23 protein-coding genes and 1 tRNA gene are annotated in these 21,747 nt (G+C 67.5%); 10 read left to right on the top strand and 14 right to left on the bottom strand.

All coding sequences use genetic code 11. The features are described 5' to 3' along the window. Position 1 precedes the first annotated feature (1 nt). Entirely contained in the window at positions 2-988 is a 987-nt protein-coding gene (pat, locus tag AC5Y6Y_RS09745; protein ID WP_499929784.1) for an acetyltransferase Pat, read from the bottom strand. Positions 989-1,095: 107 nt separating this feature from the next. On the opposite strand from pat, the gene AC5Y6Y_RS09740 reads away from it, so the two are divergent. Then, positions 1,096-1,842: a class I SAM-dependent methyltransferase gene (locus AC5Y6Y_RS09740; RefSeq protein WP_499929782.1), complete on the top strand. Its 747-nt coding sequence runs from the start codon at positions 1,096-1,098 to the stop codon at positions 1,840-1,842. Positions 1,843-1,845: 3 nt separating this feature from the next. On the opposite strand, the gene AC5Y6Y_RS09735 is transcribed toward AC5Y6Y_RS09740, so the two are convergent. Further along, positions 1,846-2,091 carry a hypothetical protein gene (locus AC5Y6Y_RS09735; RefSeq protein WP_499924699.1) on the bottom strand — a complete coding sequence of 82 codons (246 nt, stop codon included), beginning with the start codon at positions 2,089-2,091 and terminating at the stop codon, positions 1,846-1,848. Positions 2,092-2,248: 157 nt separating this feature from the next. Here AC5Y6Y_RS09735 and AC5Y6Y_RS09730 point away from each other — a divergent pair, with 157 nt between their 5' ends. Beyond that, positions 2,249-2,779 (top strand): hypothetical protein, encoded by a 531-nt coding sequence (locus tag AC5Y6Y_RS09730; RefSeq protein ID WP_499929780.1) that lies wholly within the window; start codon positions 2,249-2,251, stop codon positions 2,777-2,779. A gap of 5 nt (positions 2,780-2,784) precedes the next feature. Here AC5Y6Y_RS09730 and AC5Y6Y_RS09725 read toward each other — a convergent pair whose 3' ends face one another. The 7 genes from AC5Y6Y_RS09725 to AC5Y6Y_RS09695 form a co-directional block, all read right to left on the bottom strand. Next, positions 2,785-3,732, bottom strand: a complete 948-nt coding sequence (locus tag AC5Y6Y_RS09725) for a helix-turn-helix transcriptional regulator (protein WP_499929778.1) — start codon at positions 3,730-3,732, stop codon at positions 2,785-2,787. A gap of 97 nt (positions 3,733-3,829) precedes the next feature. Next, complete coding sequence (locus tag AC5Y6Y_RS09720; RefSeq protein ID WP_499929776.1) at positions 3,830-4,513, bottom strand: hypothetical protein; 684 nt, start codon at positions 4,511-4,513, stop codon at positions 3,830-3,832. Positions 4,514-4,617: 104 nt separating this feature from the next. Further along, a tRNA-Ala gene (locus tag AC5Y6Y_RS09715) sits at positions 4,618-4,690 on the bottom strand. Between the two features lie 50 nt (positions 4,691-4,740). Further along, positions 4,741-5,784 carry a divisome protein SepX/GlpR gene (gene sepX, locus AC5Y6Y_RS09710; RefSeq protein WP_463827420.1) on the bottom strand — a complete coding sequence of 348 codons (1,044 nt, stop codon included), beginning with the start codon at positions 5,782-5,784 and terminating at the stop codon, positions 4,741-4,743. Positions 5,785-6,345: 561 nt separating this feature from the next. Further along, the gene (locus tag AC5Y6Y_RS09705) at positions 6,346-6,999 is read right to left on the bottom strand and encodes a GNAT family N-acetyltransferase (RefSeq protein WP_463827419.1); all 654 of its coding nucleotides are present in this window, start codon (positions 6,997-6,999) and stop codon (positions 6,346-6,348) included. A 15-nt stretch (positions 7,000-7,014) separates the two neighbouring features. Then, a complete protein-coding gene (gene glp / locus AC5Y6Y_RS09700) occupies positions 7,015-8,301 on the bottom strand; it encodes a molybdotransferase-like divisome protein Glp (RefSeq protein ID WP_463827418.1) in 1,287 nt (428 codons plus the stop codon). 61 nt (positions 8,302-8,362) lie between these two features. Further along, positions 8,363-9,271, bottom strand: coding sequence for a UTP--glucose-1-phosphate uridylyltransferase (locus AC5Y6Y_RS09695; RefSeq protein ID WP_499924705.1), 909 nt, complete (start codon positions 9,269-9,271; stop codon positions 8,363-8,365). Between the two features lie 79 nt (positions 9,272-9,350). On the opposite strand from AC5Y6Y_RS09695, the gene AC5Y6Y_RS09690 reads away from it, so the two are divergent. From AC5Y6Y_RS09690 to mscL, 5 genes are all read left to right on the top strand, one after another. Further along, entirely contained in the window at positions 9,351-9,944 is a 594-nt protein-coding gene (locus tag AC5Y6Y_RS09690) for a 5-formyltetrahydrofolate cyclo-ligase (RefSeq protein WP_499929774.1), read from the top strand. 78 nt (positions 9,945-10,022) lie between these two features. After that, the gene (locus tag AC5Y6Y_RS09685; protein ID WP_463827415.1) at positions 10,023-10,355 is read left to right on the top strand and encodes an FmdB family zinc ribbon protein; all 333 of its coding nucleotides are present in this window, start codon (positions 10,023-10,025) and stop codon (positions 10,353-10,355) included. Positions 10,356-10,416: 61 nt separating this feature from the next. Then, complete coding sequence (locus AC5Y6Y_RS09680) at positions 10,417-11,076, top strand: SAF domain-containing protein (RefSeq protein WP_499929772.1); 660 nt, start codon at positions 10,417-10,419, stop codon at positions 11,074-11,076. 65 nt (positions 11,077-11,141) lie between these two features. Beyond that, positions 11,142-11,957, top strand: a complete 816-nt coding sequence (locus AC5Y6Y_RS09675) for a polyprenyl synthetase family protein (protein ID WP_499929770.1) — start codon at positions 11,142-11,144, stop codon at positions 11,955-11,957. Positions 11,958-12,021: 64 nt separating this feature from the next. Further along, the gene (mscL, locus tag AC5Y6Y_RS09670) at positions 12,022-12,495 is read left to right on the top strand and encodes a large-conductance mechanosensitive channel protein MscL (RefSeq protein WP_463827412.1); all 474 of its coding nucleotides are present in this window, start codon (positions 12,022-12,024) and stop codon (positions 12,493-12,495) included. Between the two features lie 14 nt (positions 12,496-12,509). Here mscL and AC5Y6Y_RS09665 read toward each other — a convergent pair whose 3' ends face one another. The 5 genes from AC5Y6Y_RS09665 to rpmF form a co-directional block, all read right to left on the bottom strand. Beyond that, positions 12,510-13,055, bottom strand: a complete 546-nt coding sequence (locus AC5Y6Y_RS09665; RefSeq protein WP_463827411.1) for a MogA/MoaB family molybdenum cofactor biosynthesis protein — start codon at positions 13,053-13,055, stop codon at positions 12,510-12,512. Beyond that, complete coding sequence (locus AC5Y6Y_RS09660; protein ID WP_463827410.1) at positions 13,055-14,500, bottom strand: S1C family serine protease; 1,446 nt, start codon at positions 14,498-14,500, stop codon at positions 13,055-13,057. The genes AC5Y6Y_RS09665 and AC5Y6Y_RS09660 overlap by 1 nt, the downstream gene beginning before the upstream one ends. Before the next feature lie 116 nt (positions 14,501-14,616). Next, positions 14,617-16,098 carry a HAMP domain-containing sensor histidine kinase gene (locus tag AC5Y6Y_RS09655; protein ID WP_463827409.1) on the bottom strand — a complete coding sequence of 494 codons (1,482 nt, stop codon included), beginning with the start codon at positions 16,096-16,098 and terminating at the stop codon, positions 14,617-14,619. Next, the gene (gene mprA / locus AC5Y6Y_RS09650; protein ID WP_463827408.1) at positions 16,098-16,784 is read right to left on the bottom strand and encodes a two-component system response regulator MprA; all 687 of its coding nucleotides are present in this window, start codon (positions 16,782-16,784) and stop codon (positions 16,098-16,100) included. Before mprA ends, AC5Y6Y_RS09655 begins: the two co-directional genes overlap by 1 nt. Before the next feature lie 79 nt (positions 16,785-16,863). Continuing rightward, a complete protein-coding gene (gene rpmF / locus AC5Y6Y_RS09645) occupies positions 16,864-17,037 on the bottom strand; it encodes a 50S ribosomal protein L32 (RefSeq protein ID WP_463827407.1) in 174 nt (57 codons plus the stop codon). A 222-nt stretch (positions 17,038-17,259) separates the two neighbouring features. Between rpmF and AC5Y6Y_RS09640 the strand changes: the two genes are divergently transcribed. The 3 genes from AC5Y6Y_RS09640 to AC5Y6Y_RS09630 are packed head-to-tail and all read left to right on the top strand — an operon-like array spanning position 17,260 to position 21,744. Beyond that, complete coding sequence (locus AC5Y6Y_RS09640) at positions 17,260-18,960, top strand: acyclic terpene utilization AtuA family protein (protein ID WP_463827406.1); 1,701 nt, start codon at positions 17,260-17,262, stop codon at positions 18,958-18,960. After that, positions 18,957-20,105 carry an acyl-CoA dehydrogenase family protein gene (locus AC5Y6Y_RS09635; protein WP_499924715.1) on the top strand — a complete coding sequence of 383 codons (1,149 nt, stop codon included), beginning with the start codon at positions 18,957-18,959 and terminating at the stop codon, positions 20,103-20,105. Before AC5Y6Y_RS09640 ends, AC5Y6Y_RS09635 begins: the two co-directional genes overlap by 4 nt. Before the next feature lie 43 nt (positions 20,106-20,148). Further along, the gene (locus tag AC5Y6Y_RS09630; RefSeq protein WP_463827404.1) at positions 20,149-21,744 is read left to right on the top strand and encodes an acyl-CoA carboxylase subunit beta; all 1,596 of its coding nucleotides are present in this window, start codon (positions 20,149-20,151) and stop codon (positions 21,742-21,744) included. Positions 21,745-21,747 lie beyond the last annotated feature (3 nt).

The raw sequence follows: 21,747 nt of genomic DNA, 5'->3' as shown, positions 1-21,747 counted from the left end.
CTCAGCTCACCACATCGATGACTTGCCGGGCGACCTGCCTGATCCGTTCGACCATCTTGCGGTCCAGGCTCAGCTTGCGTGGCACGTCGATCACCGTGGCGATGACACCGATGTCCTCGCGCTGCCATACCGCGCCGGTGCGATCCATGATGGTGCGCATCGGCAGATTATCCGAAAGCATTCGCGCAGAGAATCTTTCGACGCCATCGACCTGCGCTGCCACCGACAGCGCTTCGATCAGGAAAGTCCCGATTCCACGTCCCTGATAAGCGTCGGCGACCGTGAACGCGATCTCGGCGACCGTCGGGTCCGTCGCGTCGCGAACAAAACGTGCGTCGGCCACCGGATCGGTGCCGTCGACCATCACCCAGACGAAGTGGTCGACGTAGTCGACCTCGGCCAGATACTGCATCATCGCCAGGTTCGGCACCCGCGCGGACATGAACCGCCGGTAGATCGTCTCACTGGAGAAGTGGACGTGTCCGTGCACCGTGCGTTCGCTGTCTCCGGGCAGCACCGGACGCAGCATCAGCTCAGATCCGTCTCGGAGCCGGACCGGGATCGGCGTGATGAACGCGGCGAGGCGTTGGCGGACAGTGCGCACCAACCGGTCCATGATCCCCGGGACGTGCACCATCTGGGTCAGCGCGTCCTTGCCGCCGATCCAGCCGGTCAACGGCTCCAGAGTGGTGATCGTCGCTGTTCGCGGAATATCGCGCAGCAAAGCGATCTCACCGACGATCATGCCCGGCACCGCTAGCTCCACGATCACCGCGTCGTCGTCCCCGACATGCATCACCTCGGCGCTGCCGGACGCGATCAGCAGGAAGGAGACAGCCTGCTCACCCTGGCGCATCAACACCTGACCGGTGCGGGCATGTAACGGGGCGAGGCACGCGGCCAGCGGCAACAGGTCCTCGACAGGGCATCCCTGAAAGATGTCCATTTCCGCGAGTTCCGCGATCCCCACGCCGGTCAATTCCGCCACCCCTCCGGGGCCTGCTGCGGCCCCAGGCTATGGCCCACGTTATGGGTAAGGTTGCCGACCCTGCAAACACGGGCACTAGCCTGGGCGACGGGAGGGATGAACCGACGATGATCGATAACCAGGACCGACTCGAGTTGACTCGCGGTCTGCTCAACAAGCCCGCCGTGTTGCGGTACGGCTACCTCGATGTGCTGGGTGAATCCACGGCGAGTCCCGTCCCGACGGTCGCGCAGCTTGCGATGAACAGTCCGCTGGTCGCGACGGTCTATGAGCGGCTGTGGCGACCGACATCGTTCTACCTGGCCAGCGGGGTCACCACCGGAGCCGAGCAGCGACGCGCGGCGACCGCCCTACAATTGCGCAGCGCGACGCGGCTGCTCGACGTTGCCTGCGGGCCCGGCAATTTCACCGCACCGCTGGCTGCAAAGCTGGCCACCGGCAGCCTCGCGGTCGGGTTCGACATCTCCGAACCGATGTTGACCCGGGCCGTGCAGGACAACAGCGGCCCGCGCACCTGCTACGTGCGCGGCGACGCCCGCGATCTGCCGTTCGACGACGAAACCTTCGACGCGGTCTGCTGTTTCGGCGCCCTGTACCTGATCCCCGAACCGTTTCGGGTCGCCCACGAAATGGTGCGGGTGCTGCGTCCGGGCGGTCGCATCGCCATCCTGACCAGCTACGCCGATCAACCCCAGCCGATCAGCTTCGCCCTCAAAACCACCGCGCGGGCGATCGGACTGACTATGTTCGACGGGCACGCCTTCGTCGACCTGTTCTCCTCCGCCGGTTTGATCGACATCGAGCAGCACGCCCAGCGTGCCCTGCAGTTCGTCACCGCAGCCAAGCCGGATTGAGAGCTACGACGCAGCAGCTTCGCACACGCCGAAGAGCCGGACCACCGGTGTGCCGAATTCGTACTCCAGCACCTGGTCGGGATGGCCCTTCGAAATCAGCGAAATCAGCGCGGGTTGTCCACTGCGATAAGACATCTGAGTGCATTCGACCTGGAAAAGCCGATACTTGCCGCCGTTCGGAATGGCCAGTGAGAATCCCGGCTCGACGGATTCGACGGGTACCTTGCGCAAGTAGTACTTGGTGCTCATCGGTCTGACACTAGGGGTGATCGGGCGCCGGAACCGAGCCCAAAACCCCGATCTCAGCGAATGCTCAGCGGAATTTTTGTTAGTCATCAGCCTTCGCCCCGGGCTCCCAGATCCATGCCAGTAGCGTTGGCGCCATGGATGACATCAGGGTTGGGCAGTGAGCGTCGCCGGATTCGTCCTCGGTCTGGTCGGGACCGTGCTGGCGGTGATCGCACTGGGCTGGCAGCTCGGCACATTCCTGCGCCACAGACCGCGGCCGAAACTCACGCCCCTGGTCGGTCGATTGACGCCCGACGGGCTGGTGACCAACGACGCCGGCAGCGACGTGCGCGAGGCGCTGGCCAATGCCGCCGAACGGCCCGAGGACACGATCATCGGCGTGAAGGTCGTCAACGCGGGCCGACTGGCTTTTCACGTTGCTGGGTGGGCCATCCGCTCCGATGCAGACGGCACGTCGTTGGTGCCGTTGGAGAAGCCGATCGCGGGGGCCGAGATTCCGCACGACATCCCGCCGGGCGGTACCGCCGTCTTCCTGACCGAACTGCAGCACGCTCAGCATTTCGCCGAGGGCACCACTTCGGAACCGACTCAATTCGTTCTGACGGTCACGTCCGGAGCGCGCACGTATGCGACCAAACCCGTTGCAGCGGAACTGTTCTCAGCTGAGCGCGACGGCAGTTCGGATTAGCGGGGTCAGCTGCGCAGGGTGACGTGCGGACTCTGGCCGTAGGTCTGCCGGTAGTAGACCGCGAAACGTCCGACGTGCCCGAACCCCCAGCGCCGGGCGACATCGCCGACGGTGACGGTGGCGGGGTCACCGGCCAGCAGGTCGAGGTGGGCGTAACCCAGGCGCACCCGCCGGACGTATTCCATCGGGGTGCAGTCCTGGTGCTTGCGGAAGGTGTACTGCAAGGTCCGCGGCGTGACGTACACCGCCGCCGCGATATCACTCAGCGAAATGTCGGTGTGGGCATTGTCGTCGATGAATGCCGCGGCACGGCGCATCGTCGCACTGTCGAGTTGGTGCTCGACGGCGGGTTCCGGCACCGCGGTAGTCGGAAACGTGGCTAACAGCAAGCTCACCAGGTAGCGCGCCAATCGGGCACCGAGTAGCGGGTTGGCCTCGGCGTCGCCGCGGGCGGCAAGACGATGCGCATGACTGATGCCCTTGGTGAGGCGTTGGCCGGCCGACCTCGACACGGGAACAGATCCGGTCAGGTGGACCGGGGTATCGGCGCCGCGGTATGCCGCCGCGAACGTACTCAACTCCTTGCGGTTCACGACGAGGTGGTTGTAGTGCCCCGGCCGGACGCGGCCGTTGTAGGACGCGCCGTCGACGGCCCCGAACGCGTAGAAGTCCCCGGGTCGATACCGGGCAACCGGCTGCCGTGCGTGGCCCGCTTCGAGCAGACCGGAGACCACCTGGCACACCAGGATCTGTTCGGGAGGGTCCATGGCGTAGCTGAAATCACGGCCGTAGTCGGCGGAATCGATGCAGACAGGTCCGACGAAATGCCGCTCCACCCGCATCGAAGTGGATTGCGCCCCAGACTTCGCGTGGATGTGCATCCTGGAGAAGTTTGCGCTCAACGCGCTCTGGGCGTGGTCTAGGTCTGTGGTATCGAGCAGAACGGTGGGCATTGCCTCACTCTTGGCCGGAATCGAGCCGCTCGGCATCGTTTCTGAACCGATTTCTACCAGTATCCACGATTTCGCGGGCGTTGACGAACCCGGCGGGTCAGTGGGAGCGGCGGGGAATTGTCAAGGCGGTTCGCAGTATCCAGGCGAACAGCAAGATCGGGATCCCCCAGGTGGTCAAGAAACCTTCGAGTGACAACGGACCGTCGTGAACGATGAAAGCGGCGAGCAGGAGCACGTGCCCAACGACAGCAACGATCGCCAGATGAGCGGTTGAGGGCGGCAGCACCCGGTGGCGATAGACCGCGGTGGCGAATGCTCCCAGGGCCACGGCTGTGGGCATTCCGGACATCGCCAACAGCCCGAAGGTCAGGTCGTAGAGCAGCGTCGCCTGCTCGGCGCCACGGTCGCGGTAGAGCAGGAGGTTGAACGCGGTGAACCCGGCGAGTATCAGCGTGACCAGTGCGACGAAGCCGGCGGCGAATACAGGCGGCAGCGGGGACCCCGAGGGTAGGCGCTCCCGCAGGAAAGCCCAGACCGCCGCCCCGAACACCAGCCACAGGGCTACACCGACCGTATAGAGAGTCTGCGTCGCCACCAGCCGGTCGTGGTAGGTGGCGGCCCACCGCCCGACGTCGGCGCCCGGCGTGCTGGTGAGCGGGAACGACCAGATCGGATAGACAACGATCCCGAGGGCCGGGAGCAGTACCCCGAGCGCACCTGCCCAGCGCGCCATGCGTGCCGATCCCGAGGATTCGGCGCTGCCGGCCCTGCCGTCGTCCACATGTCCCCCCACGCTGTGCGACCAAGATCATCGTGATTATGGCCGAACAGGCGACGGGCGTTGAAAGAGCCGAGCGATCGCTGACCTGACGTGCTGGAACTCTGTGGAGCTAGGGAGATTCGAACTCCCGACCTACTCGATGCGAACGAGTCGCGCTACCAACTGCGCCATAGCCCCTGACCGCTAGCAGGCTACCAGCCGCCACCCCGATGGGCCGAACCGCGCGGCTACTGCCCGACGGCGCGCGGCAGGTCCCGCGGCCACCCGTAGTTGCGGGCGGACATCGCATATTCCAGGTGCTGGAAGATCGGGTCCTCGTCGTCGATTTCCAGGACCACTGCACCGGGGCGCCGCAACCGGGACGGCACCACGTCGTAGTCGCGGTCCTCGGTGTTCTCGACGCCCATGCGGGCCCGGGCCATCCGCTTCATCCGGCGGCGACGCACCTTTTCTTCGATGCGGGTCTGTCGACGCAGGTAGGCCAGATAGAACAGGGTGATGGTGGTGGCGGTTCCGCAGATCCACCATGCCGTGTCGGTCACTTCGAAGGCGGTGATCGCCGAGCCGACCAGCACCAGCGCCATCGCGACCAGCACCCGCTTGCGGAAGGCGTACTTGCGCGCGCTGACCGCGGCGGCGGTCTTGCTGTCATAGCGGCGCCGACGCGACACACCCGAGGCGTAGACGGGCGGGGCGTCGTCCACCTCGTCCTCCTCGGGCTCCAAACCCGAAGAGTCGTCGACGTATTCGTACTCGTCGTCGGCAAGCCCCTCGTCCTGCTCAGCCGCGTCGTCGGCCGTGGGCTGCGGAGTCGCTTCCGCCTGGGCACTGGCACCCACCGGCAGCGCGGCCGCATCTTCGTCGATCACGTCGACGTCGAGGTAGTCGGGTTCTGCCGGCTCTTCGACCTTGTCCGTCTTGCTCAACGCAGTGACCACCGACCGGCGGCGCATCACCACATCGGTGTCTTCGTCGTCGAGGACGGGCATGTCCTCGTCGTGGTTCTGGTCGGCGTCCGCGTACGGTCCGTCGATCGGCTCGGTTTCCCATTCCTCTTCCGGCTTCCAGTCCGGGTCGCTGCGATGACCGGCCGCGGGTCCGGTCCGCTTGAGCAGGCGGGCACCGGCGACCCCGTTAAGCACGCGGGTGGCTAATGCCACGTCGCTGGTGCGCCGGACAGCGTCGCGTTTGCTGATCAGCATCGGCACCAACACGAACAACCACAGCACCACAAGCGATATCCACAACAACGACTGCGGGATGCTTGGCATCATGACCTGCTCTCTTCGGTTCCGATCCCCGCGAGGCCCCTCGGGTGACCTGCGCGGCCGGGTCTGTAGTGACCAGGGCAATTACACACCTGTAATTTGCCTTTTCCAAGCATCACACGCCACATATGTCACGTTAGCCACAGAATTATTTCGACTTGTGCACCATTGCCGCGTCGGTGTCACGCTGGCGTGACGCTCGGCAGCGAACGCCACGCTGGCGTGACGCTCGGCGGGGCAAGGACCCGCAACGCTCGGCAGGCGCCACGCTGGCGTGACGCTCGGCAGCGAACGCCACGCTGGCGTGACGCTCGACGGGCGGCGACCCGCAACGCTCGGCAGGCGACACGCTGGCGTGACGCTCGGCAGGCGCCACGCTGGCGTGACGCTCGACGGGGCAAGGACCCGCGACGCTCGGCAGGCGGCGACCCGCGACGGGCGGCAAGGACCCGCAACGCTCGGCAGGCGCCACGCTGGCGTGACGCTCGGCAGCGAACGCCACGCTGGCGTGACGCTCGACGGGCGGCGACCCGCAACGCTCAGGCAGGCGAGCACCCGCAACCGTCAGACCCAGCTGGCGTGACCCGCCCTGACCAGCGTCGATGCGACCGAGCCGTATACCTCTTCGACGGTCAACCCGACCAGCAGATGGTCCCGCCAGGCCCGGTCGACCTCGAGATAACGCCGCAACAGGCCTTCCTCCCGGAACCCGGCCTTGGCCAAAACTGCCCGACTCGCCGCGTTCTCCGGACGCACGGTGGCCTCTACGCGGTGCAACATCACCGGACCGAAGCAGTGGTCGAGTCCCAACGCCACCGCACCGGTCGCCACGCCCCCGCCGGTGCATTCACTGGACACCCAGTAGCCGATCCACGCCGACCGCAGCGCCCCGTGCACGACGTTGCCGACGGTCAACTGCCCGCAGAACCGTCCGTCGAGTTCGATCGCATAGGGCAGCATCCGACCTTTGCGTGCCTCGGCGCGCAACCCGGAACAGACCGCCGGCCACGCGCCCACCGTGTGCCGGATGCCCCAGTCGCCGTCGGCGCTCGGTTCCCACGGTTCGAGCTGCGCGCGGTCGGCCAGCCGGATCCGGCTCCACTGTGCGCCGTCGCGCATCCGCACCGGCCGCAACCGGATCACCCCGGCGGCGACGCGCAGCGAACCGACACTCATCGGCCAGCCAGGGTGGCGGGAGCTGGATCGCAGCAGGTTCACGGGACCGAAGCGCGCTCAGCCGTGCTGAGCCAGGAAGGCGACATCGACGATCTCCCCGGTGCGAATCTGCTCGGCGCCGCTGGGGACCACAATCAGACAGTTGGCCTCGGCCAGCGTGGCCAGCAGGTGAGACGCACCGGGCGCACCCCCCAGCGCCTGGACCAGGTACTCGCCGCTCTCCTGGTCGCGCATCAGCTGGCCGCGCAGGTAACCCTTGCGTCCGGCCACCGACGTGATCGGTGACAGGGTGCGCGCCTGCACGACCCGGCGCATCGGGTGCCGCTTACCCAGCGAGAGCCGGATCAGCGGGCGCACCATCACCTCGAACACCACCAGCGCGCTGACCGGGTTGGCGGGCAACAGGAAGGTCGGCACACCGTCGCGGCCGAGCTGCCCGAAGCCCTGAACCGAGCCGGGGTGCATGGCGACCCGCACCACCTCCATGTCACCGAGTTCGGACAGCACCGAACGCACCGCCTCGGCCGCCGCACCACCTACTCCCCCGGCGATCACCAGCACTTCAGCCCGGTTGAGCTGGCCTTCGACGATCTCGCCGAGTTCCTTGGGGTTGTTGCTGACGATGCCGACGCGGTTGACCTCGGCGCCGGCGTCGCGGCCGGCCGCCGCCAGCGCGTAGGAGTTGACGTCGTAGACCTGCCCGTTGCCCGGATTGCGCGAGATGTCGACGAGTTCGCCGCCGACGGCCATCACCGACAACCGCGGGCGCGGATGCACCAGCACCCGTTCACGGCCCACCGCCGCCAGCAATCCGACCTGAGCAGCGCCGATGATGGTGCCCGACCGCACCGCCACGTCGCCGGGCTGCACGTCGTCGCCGGCGCGCCGCACGTAGGCGCCGGACGGCGCACCGCGCAGGATCCGCACCCGGTTCATGCCGCCGTCGGTCCAGCGCAGCGGCAACACCGCGTCGGCCAGGGTGGGCAACGGCGCCCCGGTCTGTACCCGGGCGGCCTGGCGCGGCTGCAGCCGGCTGGGCGTGCGGGCCCCGGCCTCGATCGTCCCCATCACCGGCAGGGTCACGACGGCACGGGCTTCGACGCTGCCGTCGTCGGCGACGGCCGCTATGGGTTCACTCGCGCCACCGTCACCGACGCCGAGCACGTCGACGCTGCGCACTGCGTACCCGTCGATGGCAGCCTGGTCGAAGCCGGGCAGCGGACGTTCGGTCACCACCTCTTCGGCACACAGCAGTCCCTGCGCCTCGGCGATGGCGACTTTGATCGGCCTCGGGGCCACCGCGGCCGCCGATATCCGGGCCTGTTGCTCCTCCACAGAACGCACAGTGCAGCGCCTTCCTGCCCCCAAAGTGGCGGGCGCGGTCTGGCGAACCGGACCCGAGCGCCTACTGCTGTTCGGTCAGGCCCAATCGCGCCACCAACCACCGCCGCAAGTCCGGGCCGTAGTCATCACGATCCAATGCAAAGTCAACCGCAGCCTTGAGGTAGCCGCCGGGATTTCCCAAGTCGTGTCGGGATCCGCGATGAACGACGACGTGTACCGGATGCCCTTCGGAGATCAGCAACGCGATGGCATCGGTGAGCTGCACCTCGCCACCGGCACCCCGGTCGATGCGGCGCAGCGCATCGAAGATCGCCCGGTCCAACACGTAGCGACCGGCGGCGGCGAGCAACGACGGCGCGTCCTCGGTCTTGGGCTTCTCGACCATGCCCTTGACCCGCAGGACGTCGGTGGTGTCGGGCAGCGGGTCGACGTCGAACACGCCGTAGGCGCTGATTTCCTCGGGCGAGACCTCGATGGCACACAGCACCGTGCCGCCGTACTGGCCCCGGACCTGCGACATCGTCTCCAGGATCCCGGTCGGCAGCACCAGGTCATCCGGCAGCAGCACCATGACGGCGTCCTCGTCGGGCATCAGGGTGGGCTCGACGCAGCTGATCGCGTGCCCCAGGCCCAACGGCTCGGCCTGCACCACCGACTCGACCTTGATCAGCGCCGGGGCGCGACGGACCTTGGCCAGCATGGCCTTCTTGCCCCGCGCTTCCAGGGTGCCTTCCAGCACCAGGTCCTCGACGAAGTGCGCGACGACACCGTCCTTGCCCTCGGAGGTGATGATCACCAGGCGTTCGGCGCCGGCGTCGGCCGCCTCGGCGGCCACCAACTCGATGCCGGGGGTGTCCACGACGGGCAACAGCTCTTTGGGCACTGTCTTGGTCGCGGGCAGGAACCTGGTTCCTAGGCCGGCGGCGGGAACGATCGCGGTGAACGGGATCGATGTTTGCGGTCGTGACATCGTTCACAACCATAGCCCGCACCGGCCGCGCGGTCGGCGAGAACACCGCGCCCGCCGGGGGTCTGTCATCGTTAGCACCATGACCACGGCGGGCAAGGCCGCGTTGCGCAGCCAGCTGGCTCGGGCTCGCCGGCACGTTGCGGCCGGCGTCCGCGCCGCCGAGGCCGAAATGCTGATCCGGCAGCTGGAACAGGTGGTGACCAGCGGTGTCACCGTCTGTGCGTATGTTCCGGTCGGCACCGAACCCGGATCGATCGACATGCTCGACGTGTTGCTGCGCCGCGCCGGGCGGGTGCTGTTGCCAGTGGCGCGCACCGGTCCGGACGACACCGCGCTGCCGTTGTCATGGGGCGAATATTCCCCTGGCGCGCTGAGGACCGGGCGCTGGGGACTCCTCGAGCCGCCCGGGCCGTGGCTGCCGGCGAGTGCGCTGAGCGAGGCCGGGATGGTGCTGCTGCCCGCCCTGGCGGTCGACCGGCGCGGTGTGCGATTGGGCCGCGGTCGCGGTTTTTACGACCGATCCCTGCCGGCGCGAGATCCGCGGGCGGCGCTGGTGGCGGTGGTCCGCGATGTGGAATTGGTCGACGAGTTGCCGTCGGAGCCGCATGACGTGCCGATGAGCCATGTGCTGACCCCCGCGCGGGGCCTGCTCGCGCTGCCGATCCGGGAATGACCGGCAACACGTGGCGGTTCTAGCACTTGAGACGGTAGAGTGCTAACGCAGCAGACTTACATTCACCCGGAGGTTCTTGTGCCCACGTACAGCTACGCGTGCACCGAATGCGACAACCGCTTCGACAAGGTGCAGGCCTTCACTGACGATGCCCTGACGACCTGTGACCAGTGCTCAGGCCGACTGCGCAAGTTGTTCAACTCGGTCGGGGTCGTGTTCAAGGGCAGCGGGTTCTACCGCACCGACAGTCGCGAGGCCGGCAAGAAAGAGAAGAGTTCGACCAACGGCTCCTCGACGAGCGACTCGGGGTCCGCGGACGCCAAGTCTTCGAGTTCCAGTGACAGCAAATCAGCAGGCTCGGGCGACAAGGCCGGCAGTTCCAAGGCGGCCGCGGCCAGCTCCGCCAGCTAGTTATCCACAACCGGCCTGCGACGCGCAACCAGCCTGGCCCCACCCTGCCTACCCTGGGGAGGTGCGGGAATCGGCCTCACTCAATCCCTCACTGCTGAACCGCATTTCGACCGTGCTGCGGCCGGACTGGATGCGGACTGTGCGGGCCCGCCGGGTGGCCGCCGGCGCCCTCGTCGTCCTCGCCTGCGTTGCCGCGGTGCGTTCGAACCCGGACGGTGACCGGGTCGACGTATTGGTGGCCGCCCGTGACCTGAAGTCCGGCACCGCACTCAGCGCCGATGATGTCCGGCTCGAAAAGCGTTCGGCGGCAACGGTTCCCGATGGATCTCAGGGCAAGCTCGAGGTCGTGCTCGGATCGACGCTGGCCAGTCCCACTCGGCGCGGCGAAGTGCTCACCGACCTGCGGCTACTGGGCAGCCGGCTGGCCGATTCCGCCGCCGGGCCCAACGCCCGGATCGTGCCGCTGCATCTGGCCGACGCCGCCCTGATCGACCTGGTGCGGGTCGGCGACGTCGTCGACGTGCTGGCCGCGCCGGCATCCGACGCGGCCACCCCCTCGCGGTTGCTGGCCACCGACGCGATCGTGGTCCTGATCTCCGCCCAGCAGAAGGCCCTGGGGCCGGGCAACGATCGGGTGGTGCTGGTGGCACTGCCGGCCCGGTTGGCAGCGGCGGTGGCGGGAGCGGCGCTGGGCCAGACGGTGACCCTCGTTTTGCACTGACGGCGAATCCGTGCCGTGCCAACGCAAAACGGCGTCGCGGCGGCGCACCCCCTACTGTTGGACCGGTGAGCATTGCACCGGGGAGCGCGCTCGAGTGTCTGCAGCTCGACGACTCCCGATTCGCCGCCGGCGTGCGCGACGGTGTCGCCCGCATCGAGGAGCTGATGAGCAGCGAGCTCGCCCTGGGTGACGACATGATTCGCGATGCTATGCAGCATCCGTTTGCCGACGAACGCACTCAGCTCCGGCCGCTCTTCACGGTGCTGGCGGCGCAGCTCGGCCCCGAATCGGACGCCTGGCAGGTCAGCGTCGTCGGAGCCGCGCTCGAGCTGATCCACCTGGCGACGTTGTGTCACGCGGGCGTCGCCGACGATGCCGACGTGGCCGACGACGCCGGCGCCCGCTGGAACAGCAACCTGGCGATCCTCGCGGGCGACTACCGGTACGCGGTGGCGTCCCGGCTGGGTTCGCGGCTGGGTCCGGAGGCTTTCTCGGTGATCGCGGAGACCTTCGGCGAGCTGGTGACCGGACAGCTGCGCGCAACCCGCGGCAGCGCGGCGACCGTCGATCCCGCCGAACATCAGCTGCGGGTGGCGCAAGAGCGCTCCGGCTCGTTGATCGCCGCCTGCGGACAGCTGGGCGCCCTGTGCGCCGGGGCGCCCGACGGCACCGTGCAGCGGCTGTCGCGACTGGGCCGGCTGGTCGGCACCGTATCGCACCTCGCGTCCCACCCCGGCGCGGCGCGGTACGCCGATCTGGCTCACGCGGAACTGGCCGGTCTACCGGACTGCGCGGCCCGTCATGCCTTCTCGACATTGATCGATTGCGTGCACTCCGGGCGGGACGACACGGAGGGGGTCGTGGCAAACGCCACCAACTGAGTTAAATTTTTCCTGGGGTCAAATTCCGGGATCATCGGATGCCCGCTGCAGAAAGGACGTCCCCATGCTCAAAGGGTTCAAAGAGTTTCTCTCGCGCGGCAATATCGTCGACCTGTCCGTTGCAGTGGTCATCGGTACCGCGTTCACCGCGCTGGTCACCGCCTTCACCGACAGCATCATCAAACCGCTGGTCAGCTCGATCGGCATGAACCAGAAGCAGGAACACGGACTTCTGAAAATCCAGATTCCGGGCACCGATCAATTCATCGACCTCAACGTGGTGCTGTCGGCCGCAATCAATTTCCTGCTGGTGGCTGCGGTGGTGTACTTCCTGGTTGTGCTGCCGTACAGCAAGTTGCGCAGGCAGGGTGAAGTCGAGCAGGCCGACGACGCACAGGTCGTCCTCCTCGAAGAGATCCGCGACCTGCTCGCACAGACCAACGGTGCGGCATCGTCCGGCCGCCACGGCAGCGCACCGGCGGTCGAAGCCACCCCGCTGTCGCCGCCGCCGAACTACGGGCCCCGCGCCGACCGCTGACCCGGTCCGGAGAGCTATATCTCCAGACTCGACAGCTGGCCGATGATGTAGGCCGCCAACGGGTTCAGAGTCGCCATCCCGTCGCGTACCGCATAGCGGGATCCAGCCAGGTTGACCACCAGGGTGCTGCCGGACACGCCGGCCAGCCCGCGGGACAGACCCGCGTCGGTGATCCCGGCGGACAAGCCCGAAGCGCGGATCGCCTCAGCGATGCCGAGGATCTCCCGGTCCAGGATGTCGCGGGTGGCTTCGGGCGTGACGTCACGGGGCGTGACCCCGGTCCCGCCGACGGACACCACCAAGTCGACCCCGCCGATCACAGCGGTGTTCAACGCGTTGCGGATCTCGACCTCGTCCGCCTCGACCGCCACCACGCCGTCCACGACGAACCCTGCCTCGGTCAGCAATTCGGTGACCAGCGGGCCGCTGTGGTCTTCATCCCCGTGCGCGGTGCGGTCGTCGACGACGACGACAAGAGCCCGTCCGACCACCAATTCAGCGCCCTGTTCCATGGGTGCCACCGTATATCCGAGGTCCGACAGCTGCGCCTCGGCCTTCATCACTGGTCCGCCTTTCCGAGGGTGACCTGCACAGTGCGACTGCCGCCCGCTGGATCCTGATAAGTCAGCGACACCTTGTCTCCGGGTGCTTTGGAACGCACCGCGGCCACCAGCGCGTCGGCGCTGTTGATCGTACGGTCATCCACCTTGGTGACGATGACCCCCTTGGGCACCCCCGCATTGGCCGCCGCGCCGTTGGCCACCACTTCCATCACCTTGGCGCCCGGGGCACCCTTGTCGGTGGTGACCTGAACGCCCAGCGAGGCGTGCGACGCCTTGCCGGTGCTGATCAGCTCGTCGGCGATGCGCTTGGCCTGGTCGACCGGGATTGCGAAGCCCAGTCCGATCGAGCCGCTCTGCGCGTCGCCGGAGTCGGCGCCGAGGGTGGCGATCGCCGAGTTGATGCCGACCAGTTGCGCGTTCATGTTGACCAGTGCGCCACCGGAGTTACCCGGGTTGATGGCGGCATCGGTCTGAATAGCATCCAGCACCGTGTTCTGGTTGCCGGCCTCACCCGTCGTCGACACCGGCCGGTTGAGCGCGCTGACGATCCCGGTGGTCACCGTGCCCGCCAAGCCCAGTGGTGAGCCGACGGCCAGCACCGGCTGACCCACCCGCAAGCCCGACGACGATCCCATCGCGATCGGGGACAATCCGGAGACGCCCTGGACGCGTACGACGGCGATGTCGCTGGTCGGGTCGGCGCCGACCACGGTGAAGGTGGAGGTGCGCCCGTCGGAGAACGTCACCGTCGTCTTCGGCGCCGGGCCGTTGGCCGGCGGCTTGGCGGCCGCCGCGACGACGTGATTGTTGGTCAGGATCAGCCCGTCGGCGGACAAGATGACGCCGGATCCCTCTTCGGAGGCCCGGCCCAGATCGGTTTCCAGCATGACGACGCTGGGCACCACCTTGGCAGCCACCTGCTCGACCGATCCTGGCGGCATGTTGGCCGCCGGAACGCTGGGGGCCGCGCCGGACGACGCCGTGGTGCTCTTACCGCCGCCGGCCTGGTGGCCCAGTTCGACGACCGACGCGGCGGCGCCTCCGATACCGGCGGACACCACCGCGATCGCCAGCGCACCGAGGATCAGGCCGCCTGACCGCCGCCGGCGCGGCGGCGCCATCGGGGGCATCATCCCGGGCACTGGACCATGCATGGTCTGACCCGGCAGCGGACCGGGACCCGACACGGTCGGAATCGGACGCGAACCTGTACCGCCGGGTATCGCACCCGATCCGGTGTTGCCCGGTATCGGCCCGGCCCCGGTGCCGCTGAGCGGGTCGTAGGAGCGGTACTGCTGATGCGACGGCGGTTGATAGCGCCAGTCGAACGGCTGGGTGTAACTCTGCTGCCCCTGGGCATAGGCGGGCGGTACCGGCTGACTAGATGTGGCACCGTATCCCGGCTGCTGCGGCGGTGGCGAATACCTCGGGTGATTCGTCATGTCGCTAAGACGCTCTTCCTCTACTTCTAGGGGCTTACTGAAGGCCTACTGGAGCATGCGTTGCTTGCATGGCTTGGTTTTCAACACTAACTGCACAACCACCTTGCGCGCGCGGACTAAGAATCGACTGAGATGACATTCGCCGAACCCCGTGAACTCTCGGGCTCGTCGGCGGATGACGGATAGTCCGGACCAGGCAGCGGACGACCGGGCAGCAGCACGTAGAACGACGTCCCCGGCGGGTCGCCGCCCGGGTCGGTGTCCTCCACGCGCAACGATCCGCCGTGGTTGAGCACCACCTGCTTGACGATCGCGAGCCCCAGACCCGAACCGGGCATCGCGCGTGCCGACGCGGAGCGGTAGAACCGCTCGAATACCAGGCGCCGCTCCTGCGGCGGGATGCCCGGCCCGTGGTCGGCGACCACCAGTTCGGCGTGGGACGCATCGACCCGGCGCAGCCGCACCGCCACCCGGCCGCCCGGCGGACTCCACTTGGCCGCGTTGTCCATCAGGTTGAGCGCCGCCCGCGACAACCCGGCGGGGTCACCGTAGACCTGCCACGGAACCACCTCCACGTCGAAGTGAATGTCGTTGCGGCGACGTCGAACTCGCTCCAGACTGCGATCGATGACTTCGCCCATGTCGACCGGTTCGTGTACCGCTTGACCGGCGTCACCGCGGGTGAGATCCACCAGATCGCCGACCAGCGTGGACAATTCCTCGATCTGCCCCAGCACGTCGGCGCGCAGGCCGACCATTTCCTGTTCCGGGAGCCGTGGTGCCCCCGGCGCCATCGACGCCATCAGCAACTCGACATTGGTGCGCAGCGACGTCAGCGGGGTGCGCAGTTCGTGTCCGGCGTCGGTGACCAGACGCGCCTGGCGCTCCCGCGATTCGGCCAGCGCGCGCAGCATCAGGTTGAACGCCTCGGTGAGCCTGGCGAGCTCGTCGCTGCCGAAGACCGGTATGGGACGCAGGTCGTCGGTGCGGGCCACCCGCTCGGCCGCCTCGGTGAGCCGACCCACCGGCCGCAACCCGGCCCGGGTCACCATCCCGCCGGCCACCGCGGCCACTGCGACACCCACGCCACCGACCAGGAGCAGCACGAACCGCAGCTTGCTCATCACGTGCTGGGTCGGCTCGAGGCTTTTGGAGATCAGCAGTGAGCTGCCGTTGGGCAGGTGGATGGCGAGCACCCGCTGGCCGGCGGCGGTGCGCCGGGACATGAACAGGTCACCGCGGATGACCGCCTTCTCCGGGCTTCCGACCGGCAGTGTCTGCCCCGGCTGGTTGGCCGTGTAGATCGACCGTCCCGGGTTCACCAACATGGCGTTGACGTCCGAATAGGCGGTGCCCTCGATGGCTTTGCCAGGGTCGGCGGCCAGCGAACCACTGGCGATGAGCAACTGCGCACGGCTTTGCAGCTGGTTGTCGAGGTCGCTGTACAACGCCGCCGAAATCACCGCGTAGACGGCCACCGAGATCAGCACCACCACCATCGCCACCATGGACATCGCCAGCAGCATGACCCGCCAGCGCAGTGACAGGGAACTGGTCGCTCGCAGCGGCGCCCGCCGTTTGCGGCGCAGACCGAGCATCAGGGGGGTGTTTCGCGTAGCACGTAACCCACCCCGCGCACGGTGTGGATCAGGCGCGGCTCGCCGTCGGCTTCGGTCTTACGGCGCAGGTATCCGACGTACACTTCCAGGGCATTGCCCGAGGTGGGGAAGTCGAACCCCCACACCTCCTCCAGGATGCGGCTGCGGGTCAACACCCGGCGCGGGTTGGCGATCAGCATCTCCAACAGGGAGAACTCGGTACGGGTCAGGCTGATGCGACGCTGCCCGCGGATCACCTCCCGGGTCACGGGGTCCAGGCTCAGGTCCGAGAACGTCATCGCCACCGACTCCGCCGCGTCTTCAGGCTTGGTGCGGCGCAGCAACGCCCGCATCCGGGCCAGCAGCTCTTCCAGGGCGAACGGCTTGGGCAGGTAGTCGTCGGCTCCGGCATCCAGGCCGGCTACGCGCTCGGAAACCGAATCACGCGCAGTCAACACCAGAATGGGCAGGTCGTCACCGGTGCTGCGCAGCTGACGGCACACTTCTAGCCCGTCCAGCCGGGGCATCATCACATCCAGCACGACCGCGTCGGGCCGGTCACTGGAGATCTTTTCCAGCGCCTCGACACCGTCGTGAGCCAACTCCACCGAGTAGCCGTTGAAGGAAAGCGATCTGCGCAGCGACTCGCGCACCGCGCGATCGTCGTCGACGACAAGTATTCGCACGCGGTCCAGTTTCGTATGGACGCCTGAGACTGGGCTGAGAGGCGCGCCGAAACGGGCGTCAGAGACGACGCCGCACCGGCTAGCGCTTGTCGAGGTCGATCAGGCCCAGCCGAGCGGCCTTGAGCAGCCGGCGCGGCACCTTGTGCTTCTGACCAGCGACGTTCACGCCGACCAGACCGGTCTCGGTGGCCTTCCACTGCGAGCGCCGGCTGCGGGTATTCGAGCGCGACATCCTGCGCTTGGGTACGGCCATGGTCGGGCCTAACTCCTCGTTCGGGGTTTCGGTGGGGCGTGTCGCGGTTCCAGGCTGATTGGCCGCACGGCGACAGTTGCTGACCAGAATAGTCGGTCGACCTTCCCGTCACCAAAATTGGGGCAACGCGGGGCTGAGCCGGGTTGACGCGACACCGCCGGTACCCGCTAACCTACCGGTTGGTTGGTTCGATGCACGCTGATCCGTGAGGGGAGGATGCGCATGGCATCTCCGGGCGCTGTCCGGATCGCGAACTGCTCCGGTTTCTACGGTGACCGGCATTCGGCGATGCGCGAGATGCTGATCGGCGGTGAGATCGATTTCCTCACCGGCGACTACCTGGCCGAGCTGACCATGCTGATCCTGGGTCGCGACCGGATGAAGAACCCCGACCGCGGCTATGCGAAGACGTTTCTCACCCAGCTCGAAGAATGCCTGGGCGTGGCTCACGAGCGCGGAGTGCGCGTCGTCGCCAACGCCGGTGGCCTGAACCCGGCCGGACTGGCAGCGGCGGTGCGCGCCCTGGCCGAGCGGCTGGGCGTCCCGGTCCGGGTCGCCCATGTCGAGGGTGACGACCTGCAACCCCGGGCGGCCGAGCTGGGTCTGGGTTCGCCGCTGACGGCCAATGCCTACCTGGGCGGCTGGGGCATCGCGGACTGCCTCAACGCCGGCGCCGACGTGGTGGTCACCGGCCGGGTCACCGACGCCTCGGTGATCGTCGGTTCGGCGGCCGCGCACTTCGATTGGCGCCGCACCGACTACGACCAGCTGGCCGGGGCGGTGGTGGCCGGTCACGTCATCGAGTGTGGCACCCAGGCCACCGGCGGGAACTTCTCGTTCTTCACCGAGGTGGCGGACCTGACCTACCCGGGTTTCCCGCTCGCCGAGGTGTATGCCGACGGTTCGTCGGTCATCACCAAGCACGCCGGCACCGGTGGTCTGGTGAGCGTCGACACGATCACCGCGCAGTTGCTCTACGAGGTCACCGGCGCCCGCTACGCGAACCCGGATGTGACGGCCCGGCTGGACTCCATCTCGTTGTCCAGCGACGGCCCGGACCGGGTGCGGATCAGCGGCGTTGTCGGCGAACCACCGCCGCCGACGCTGAAGGTGTCGCTGAACAGCATCGGCGGATTCCGCAACGCCATGACCTTCGTGTTGACCGGGCTGGACATCGAGGCCAAGGCGGAGTTGGTGCGCCACCAGCTCGAGGCCACCTTGACCGTCAAGCCGGCCGAGCTGGACTGGACACTGTCGCGCACCGACCGTCCCGACGCCGACACCGAAGAGACCGCCAGCGCGCTGCTCAGCTGCGTGGTCCGCGACCCCGACCCCGCCAACGTGGGACGCAAATTCTCCGCTGCGGCAGTCGAATTGGCGCTGGCCAGCTACCCGGGGTTCACCGCCACCACCCCGCCCGGCGACGGCCAGGTGTACGGGGTGTTCACCCCCGGTTACGTCGACGCCGCCCTGGTGCCCCACGTCGCGGTCCACGCCGACGGCACCCGGACCGACATTCCCTGCGCCATCGAGACTTTGACCTTGGAACCGGCCGATGCGCCAGCTCTGCCCGAGCCGTGGCCGGCCGGACCGACCCGGCGCGTCCCGCTGGGCCTGATCGCCGGCGCCCGCAGCGGCGACAAGGGCGGCTCGGCGAACGTGGGTGTGTGGGTGCGCACCGACGACCAATGGCGCTGGCTGGCCCACACGCTGACCGTGGAGTTGCTCAAAGAGCTGCTGCCCGAAGCGGCGCCGCTGCAGGTCACCCGCCACGTGCTGGCGAACCTGCGGGCGGTGAACTTCGTCATCGAGGGAATTCTCGGTCAGGGCGTCGCCTACCAGGCGCGCTTCGACCCGCAGGCCAAGGGGCTGGGTGAATGGTTGCGCAGCCGTCACGTCGACATGCCGGAAAGTTTTCTATGAGCATCTGGACCACACCCGAGCGCGAACAGCTGCGCAAGACCACGAGGTCATTCGTCGAACGGGAGATCCTGCCCAACGTCGCCGAGTGGGAACGCTCCGGTGACCTGCCCCGCGCCTTGCACCTGCGCGCCGGGGAAGCCGGGCTGCTGGGTGCCAACTTCCCCGAAGCCGTCGGCGGCGGCGGGGGCGACGGCGCCGACGCGGTGGTCATCTGCGAAGAGTTCCACCAATCCGGCGCTCCCGGTGGGGTTTTCGCTTCGCTGTTCACCTGCGGCATCGCCGTGCCGCACATCATCGCCACCGGTGACCAGAGGTTGATCGACACCTACGTGCGTCCGACGCTGGCCGGTGAGAAGATCGGCGCGCTGGCCATCACCGAACCCGGTGGCGGCTCCGACGTCGGGCACCTGCGCACGTCCGCGGTGCGCGACGGCGACCACTTCGTGATCAACGGCGCCAAGACCTACATCACCTCCGGGGTGCGGGCCGACTTCGTGGTCACCGCGGTGCGCACCGGAGGACCCGGCGCGGCGGGGGTGTCGCTGATCGTCGTCGACAAGGGCACACCCGGTTTCGAGGTCACCCGCAAGCTGGACAAGATGGGCTGGCGGTCCTCCGACACCGCGGAGCTGTCCTACACCGATGTCCGGGTACCGGCGGCAAACCTGGTCGGCGCGGAGAACAGCGGCTTCGGTCAGATCGCGCAGGCCTTCGTCTCCGAGCGCATCGGGCTTGCCGCCCAGGCATATTCGAGTGCGCAGCGGTGTTTGGACATCACCGCCCAGTGGTGCCGGGACCGGGAGACCTTCGGCCGGCCGTTGATCTCCCGGCAGGCGGTGCAGAACACGCTGGCCGAGATGGCCCGCCGGGTCGACGTGGCCCGGGTGTATTCGCGCAACGTGGTGGAGCGTCAGTTGGCGGGTGAGACGAACCTGATCGCGCAGGTGTGTTTCGCCAAGAACACCGCGGTCGAAGCGGGTGAGTGGGTGGCCAACCAGGGCGTCCAATTGTTCGGCGGCATGGGCTATATGGCTGAATCCGAGATCGAACGCCAGTACCGGGACATGCGGATCCTGGGTATCGGCGGCGGAACCACTGAGATCATGACCGCACTGGCCGCCAAACTCCTGGGGTATCAACAATGATCACAGTTACCTATCGCGGCGCTCCGCATCGTCGGAGTTGGCAATGACCACACTGCAGTCCACCCTGGATCCCACCGGTGCGGCCTTTGCCGAAGCGGCGGCCGCGACCACCACCAAGCTCGACGAGATCGCTGCCGAGTTCGCCAACGCGATCGACGGCGGCGGCCCCAAATATGTTGAACGCCACCATGCCCGCGGCAAGCTCACGGCACGCGAACGTATCGAGCTACTCGTCGACGCCGACTCACCATTTCTCGAGTTGAGCCCACTGGCGGCCTGGGGCAGCGCTTTCCGAGTCGGCGCCAGCACGGTCACCGGAATCGGGGTGATCGAAGGCGTCGAATGCATGATCGTCGCCAACGACCCGACCGTCAAAGGCGGCACCAGCAATCCGTGGACCCTCAAAAAGATCCTGCGGGCCAACCAGATCGCCTTCGAGAACCGGCTTCCCGTCATATCGCTGGTGGAGTCCGGCGGTGCGGACCTGCCGACGCAGAAAGAGATCTTCATCCCCGGCGGGCGGATGTTCCGCGACTTGACCCGGCTGTCCGCGGCCGGAATACCCACGATCGCACTGGTATTCGGCAACTCCACCGCAGGTGGGGCCTATGTGCCGGGGATGTCCGACCACGTGGTGATGATCAAAGAGCGCTCGAAGGTCTTCCTGGCCGGCCCGCCCCTGGTGAAGATGGCCACCGGTGAGGAATCCGACGACGAGTCCCTCGGCGGTGCCGAAATGCACTCCCGAGTCTCGGGTTTGGGTGACTACTTCGCGCAGGACGAGGTCGACGCGATCCGCATCGGACGCCGCATCGTGGCCCGGCTCAACTGGCGCAAACAGGGACCGACACCCAGGCAGGTGACCGAACCGCTGTTCGACACCGAGGAGCTGATCGGCATCGTGCCCGCGGATCTGCGGATCCCGTTCGACCCGCGCGAGGTGATCGCCCGCATCGTCGACGGCTCCGAATTCGACGAGTTCAAACCGCTCTACGGCTCGTCGCTGGTGACCGGCTGGGCCCAACTGCACGGTTATCCGATCGGCATCCTGGCCAACGCCCGCGGTGTGCTGTTCAGCGAGGAATCGCAGAAGGCCACCCAGTTCATCCAGCTGGCCAACCGCTACGACACGCCACTGTTGTTCCTGCACAACACCACCGGCTACATGGTGGGCAAGGACTACGAGGAAGGCGGAATGATCAAGCACGGCTCGATGATGATCAACGCCGTGTCCAACTCGAAGGTCCCGCACATCTCGCTGCTGATCGGCGCATCGTACGGCGCGGGCCACTACGGCATGTGCGGCCGCGCCTATGACCCGCGGTTCCTGTTCGCCTGGCCCACCGCCAAGTCCGCGGTGATGGGTGGCGCGCAATTGGCCGGGGTGTTGTCGATCGTCGCCCGGGCCGCCTCCGAAGCCCGTGGCCAACAGGTCGACGAGGAGGCCGACGCCGCGATGCGGGCGGCCGTCGAGGGACAGATCGAGGCCGAGTCGCTGCCGCTGGTGCTGTCCGGGATGCTCTACGACGACGGCGTGATCGACCCGCGCGACACCCGCACCGTGTTGGGAATGTGTCTGTCCGCCATTGCAAATGGCCCGATCGAGGGGACGTCGAGCTTCGGCGTCTTCCGGATGTGAGCG

The organism is Mycobacterium sp. NGS24 (genome assembly GCF_059813065.1).
The sequence above is the reverse complement of the archived record's forward strand: the minus strand, read 5'-3'. Positions and strand labels throughout refer to the sequence as shown.

What these genes read in the sequence shown, in the direction of transcription:
- AC5Y6Y_RS09740 (WP_499929782.1), top strand. Translation starts at nt 1,096, where the DNA reads ATGATCGATAACCAGGACCGACTCGAGTTGACTCGCGGTCTGCTCAAC.
- AC5Y6Y_RS09735 (WP_499924699.1), bottom strand. Translation starts at nt 2,091, where the DNA reads ATGAGCACCAAGTACTACTTGCGCAAGGTACCCGTCGAATCCGTCGAG.
- AC5Y6Y_RS09725 (WP_499929778.1), bottom strand. Translation starts at nt 3,732, where the DNA reads ATGCCCACCGTTCTGCTCGATACCACAGACCTAGACCACGCCCAGAGC.
- sepX (WP_463827420.1), bottom strand. Translation starts at nt 5,784, where the DNA reads ATGCCAAGCATCCCGCAGTCGTTGTTGTGGATATCGCTTGTGGTGCTG.
- AC5Y6Y_RS09695 (WP_499924705.1), bottom strand. Translation starts at nt 9,271, where the DNA reads ATGTCACGACCGCAAACATCGATCCCGTTCACCGCGATCGTTCCCGCC.
- AC5Y6Y_RS09690 (WP_499929774.1), top strand. Translation starts at nt 9,351, where the DNA reads ATGACCACGGCGGGCAAGGCCGCGTTGCGCAGCCAGCTGGCTCGGGCT.
- mscL (WP_463827412.1), top strand. Translation starts at nt 12,022, where the DNA reads ATGCTCAAAGGGTTCAAAGAGTTTCTCTCGCGCGGCAATATCGTCGAC.
- AC5Y6Y_RS09665 (WP_463827411.1), bottom strand. Translation starts at nt 13,055, where the DNA reads ATGAAGGCCGAGGCGCAGCTGTCGGACCTCGGATATACGGTGGCACCC.
- AC5Y6Y_RS09660 (WP_463827410.1), bottom strand. Translation starts at nt 14,500, where the DNA reads ATGACGAATCACCCGAGGTATTCGCCACCGCCGCAGCAGCCGGGATAC.
- AC5Y6Y_RS09655 (WP_463827409.1), bottom strand. Translation starts at nt 16,098, where the DNA reads ATGCTCGGTCTGCGCCGCAAACGGCGGGCGCCGCTGCGAGCGACCAGT.
- rpmF (WP_463827407.1), bottom strand. Translation starts at nt 17,037, where the DNA reads ATGGCCGTACCCAAGCGCAGGATGTCGCGCTCGAATACCCGCAGCCGG.
- AC5Y6Y_RS09640 (WP_463827406.1), top strand. Translation starts at nt 17,260, where the DNA reads ATGGCATCTCCGGGCGCTGTCCGGATCGCGAACTGCTCCGGTTTCTAC.
- AC5Y6Y_RS09635 (WP_499924715.1), top strand. Translation starts at nt 18,957, where the DNA reads ATGAGCATCTGGACCACACCCGAGCGCGAACAGCTGCGCAAGACCACG.
- AC5Y6Y_RS09630 (WP_463827404.1), top strand. Translation starts at nt 20,149, where the DNA reads ATGACCACACTGCAGTCCACCCTGGATCCCACCGGTGCGGCCTTTGCC.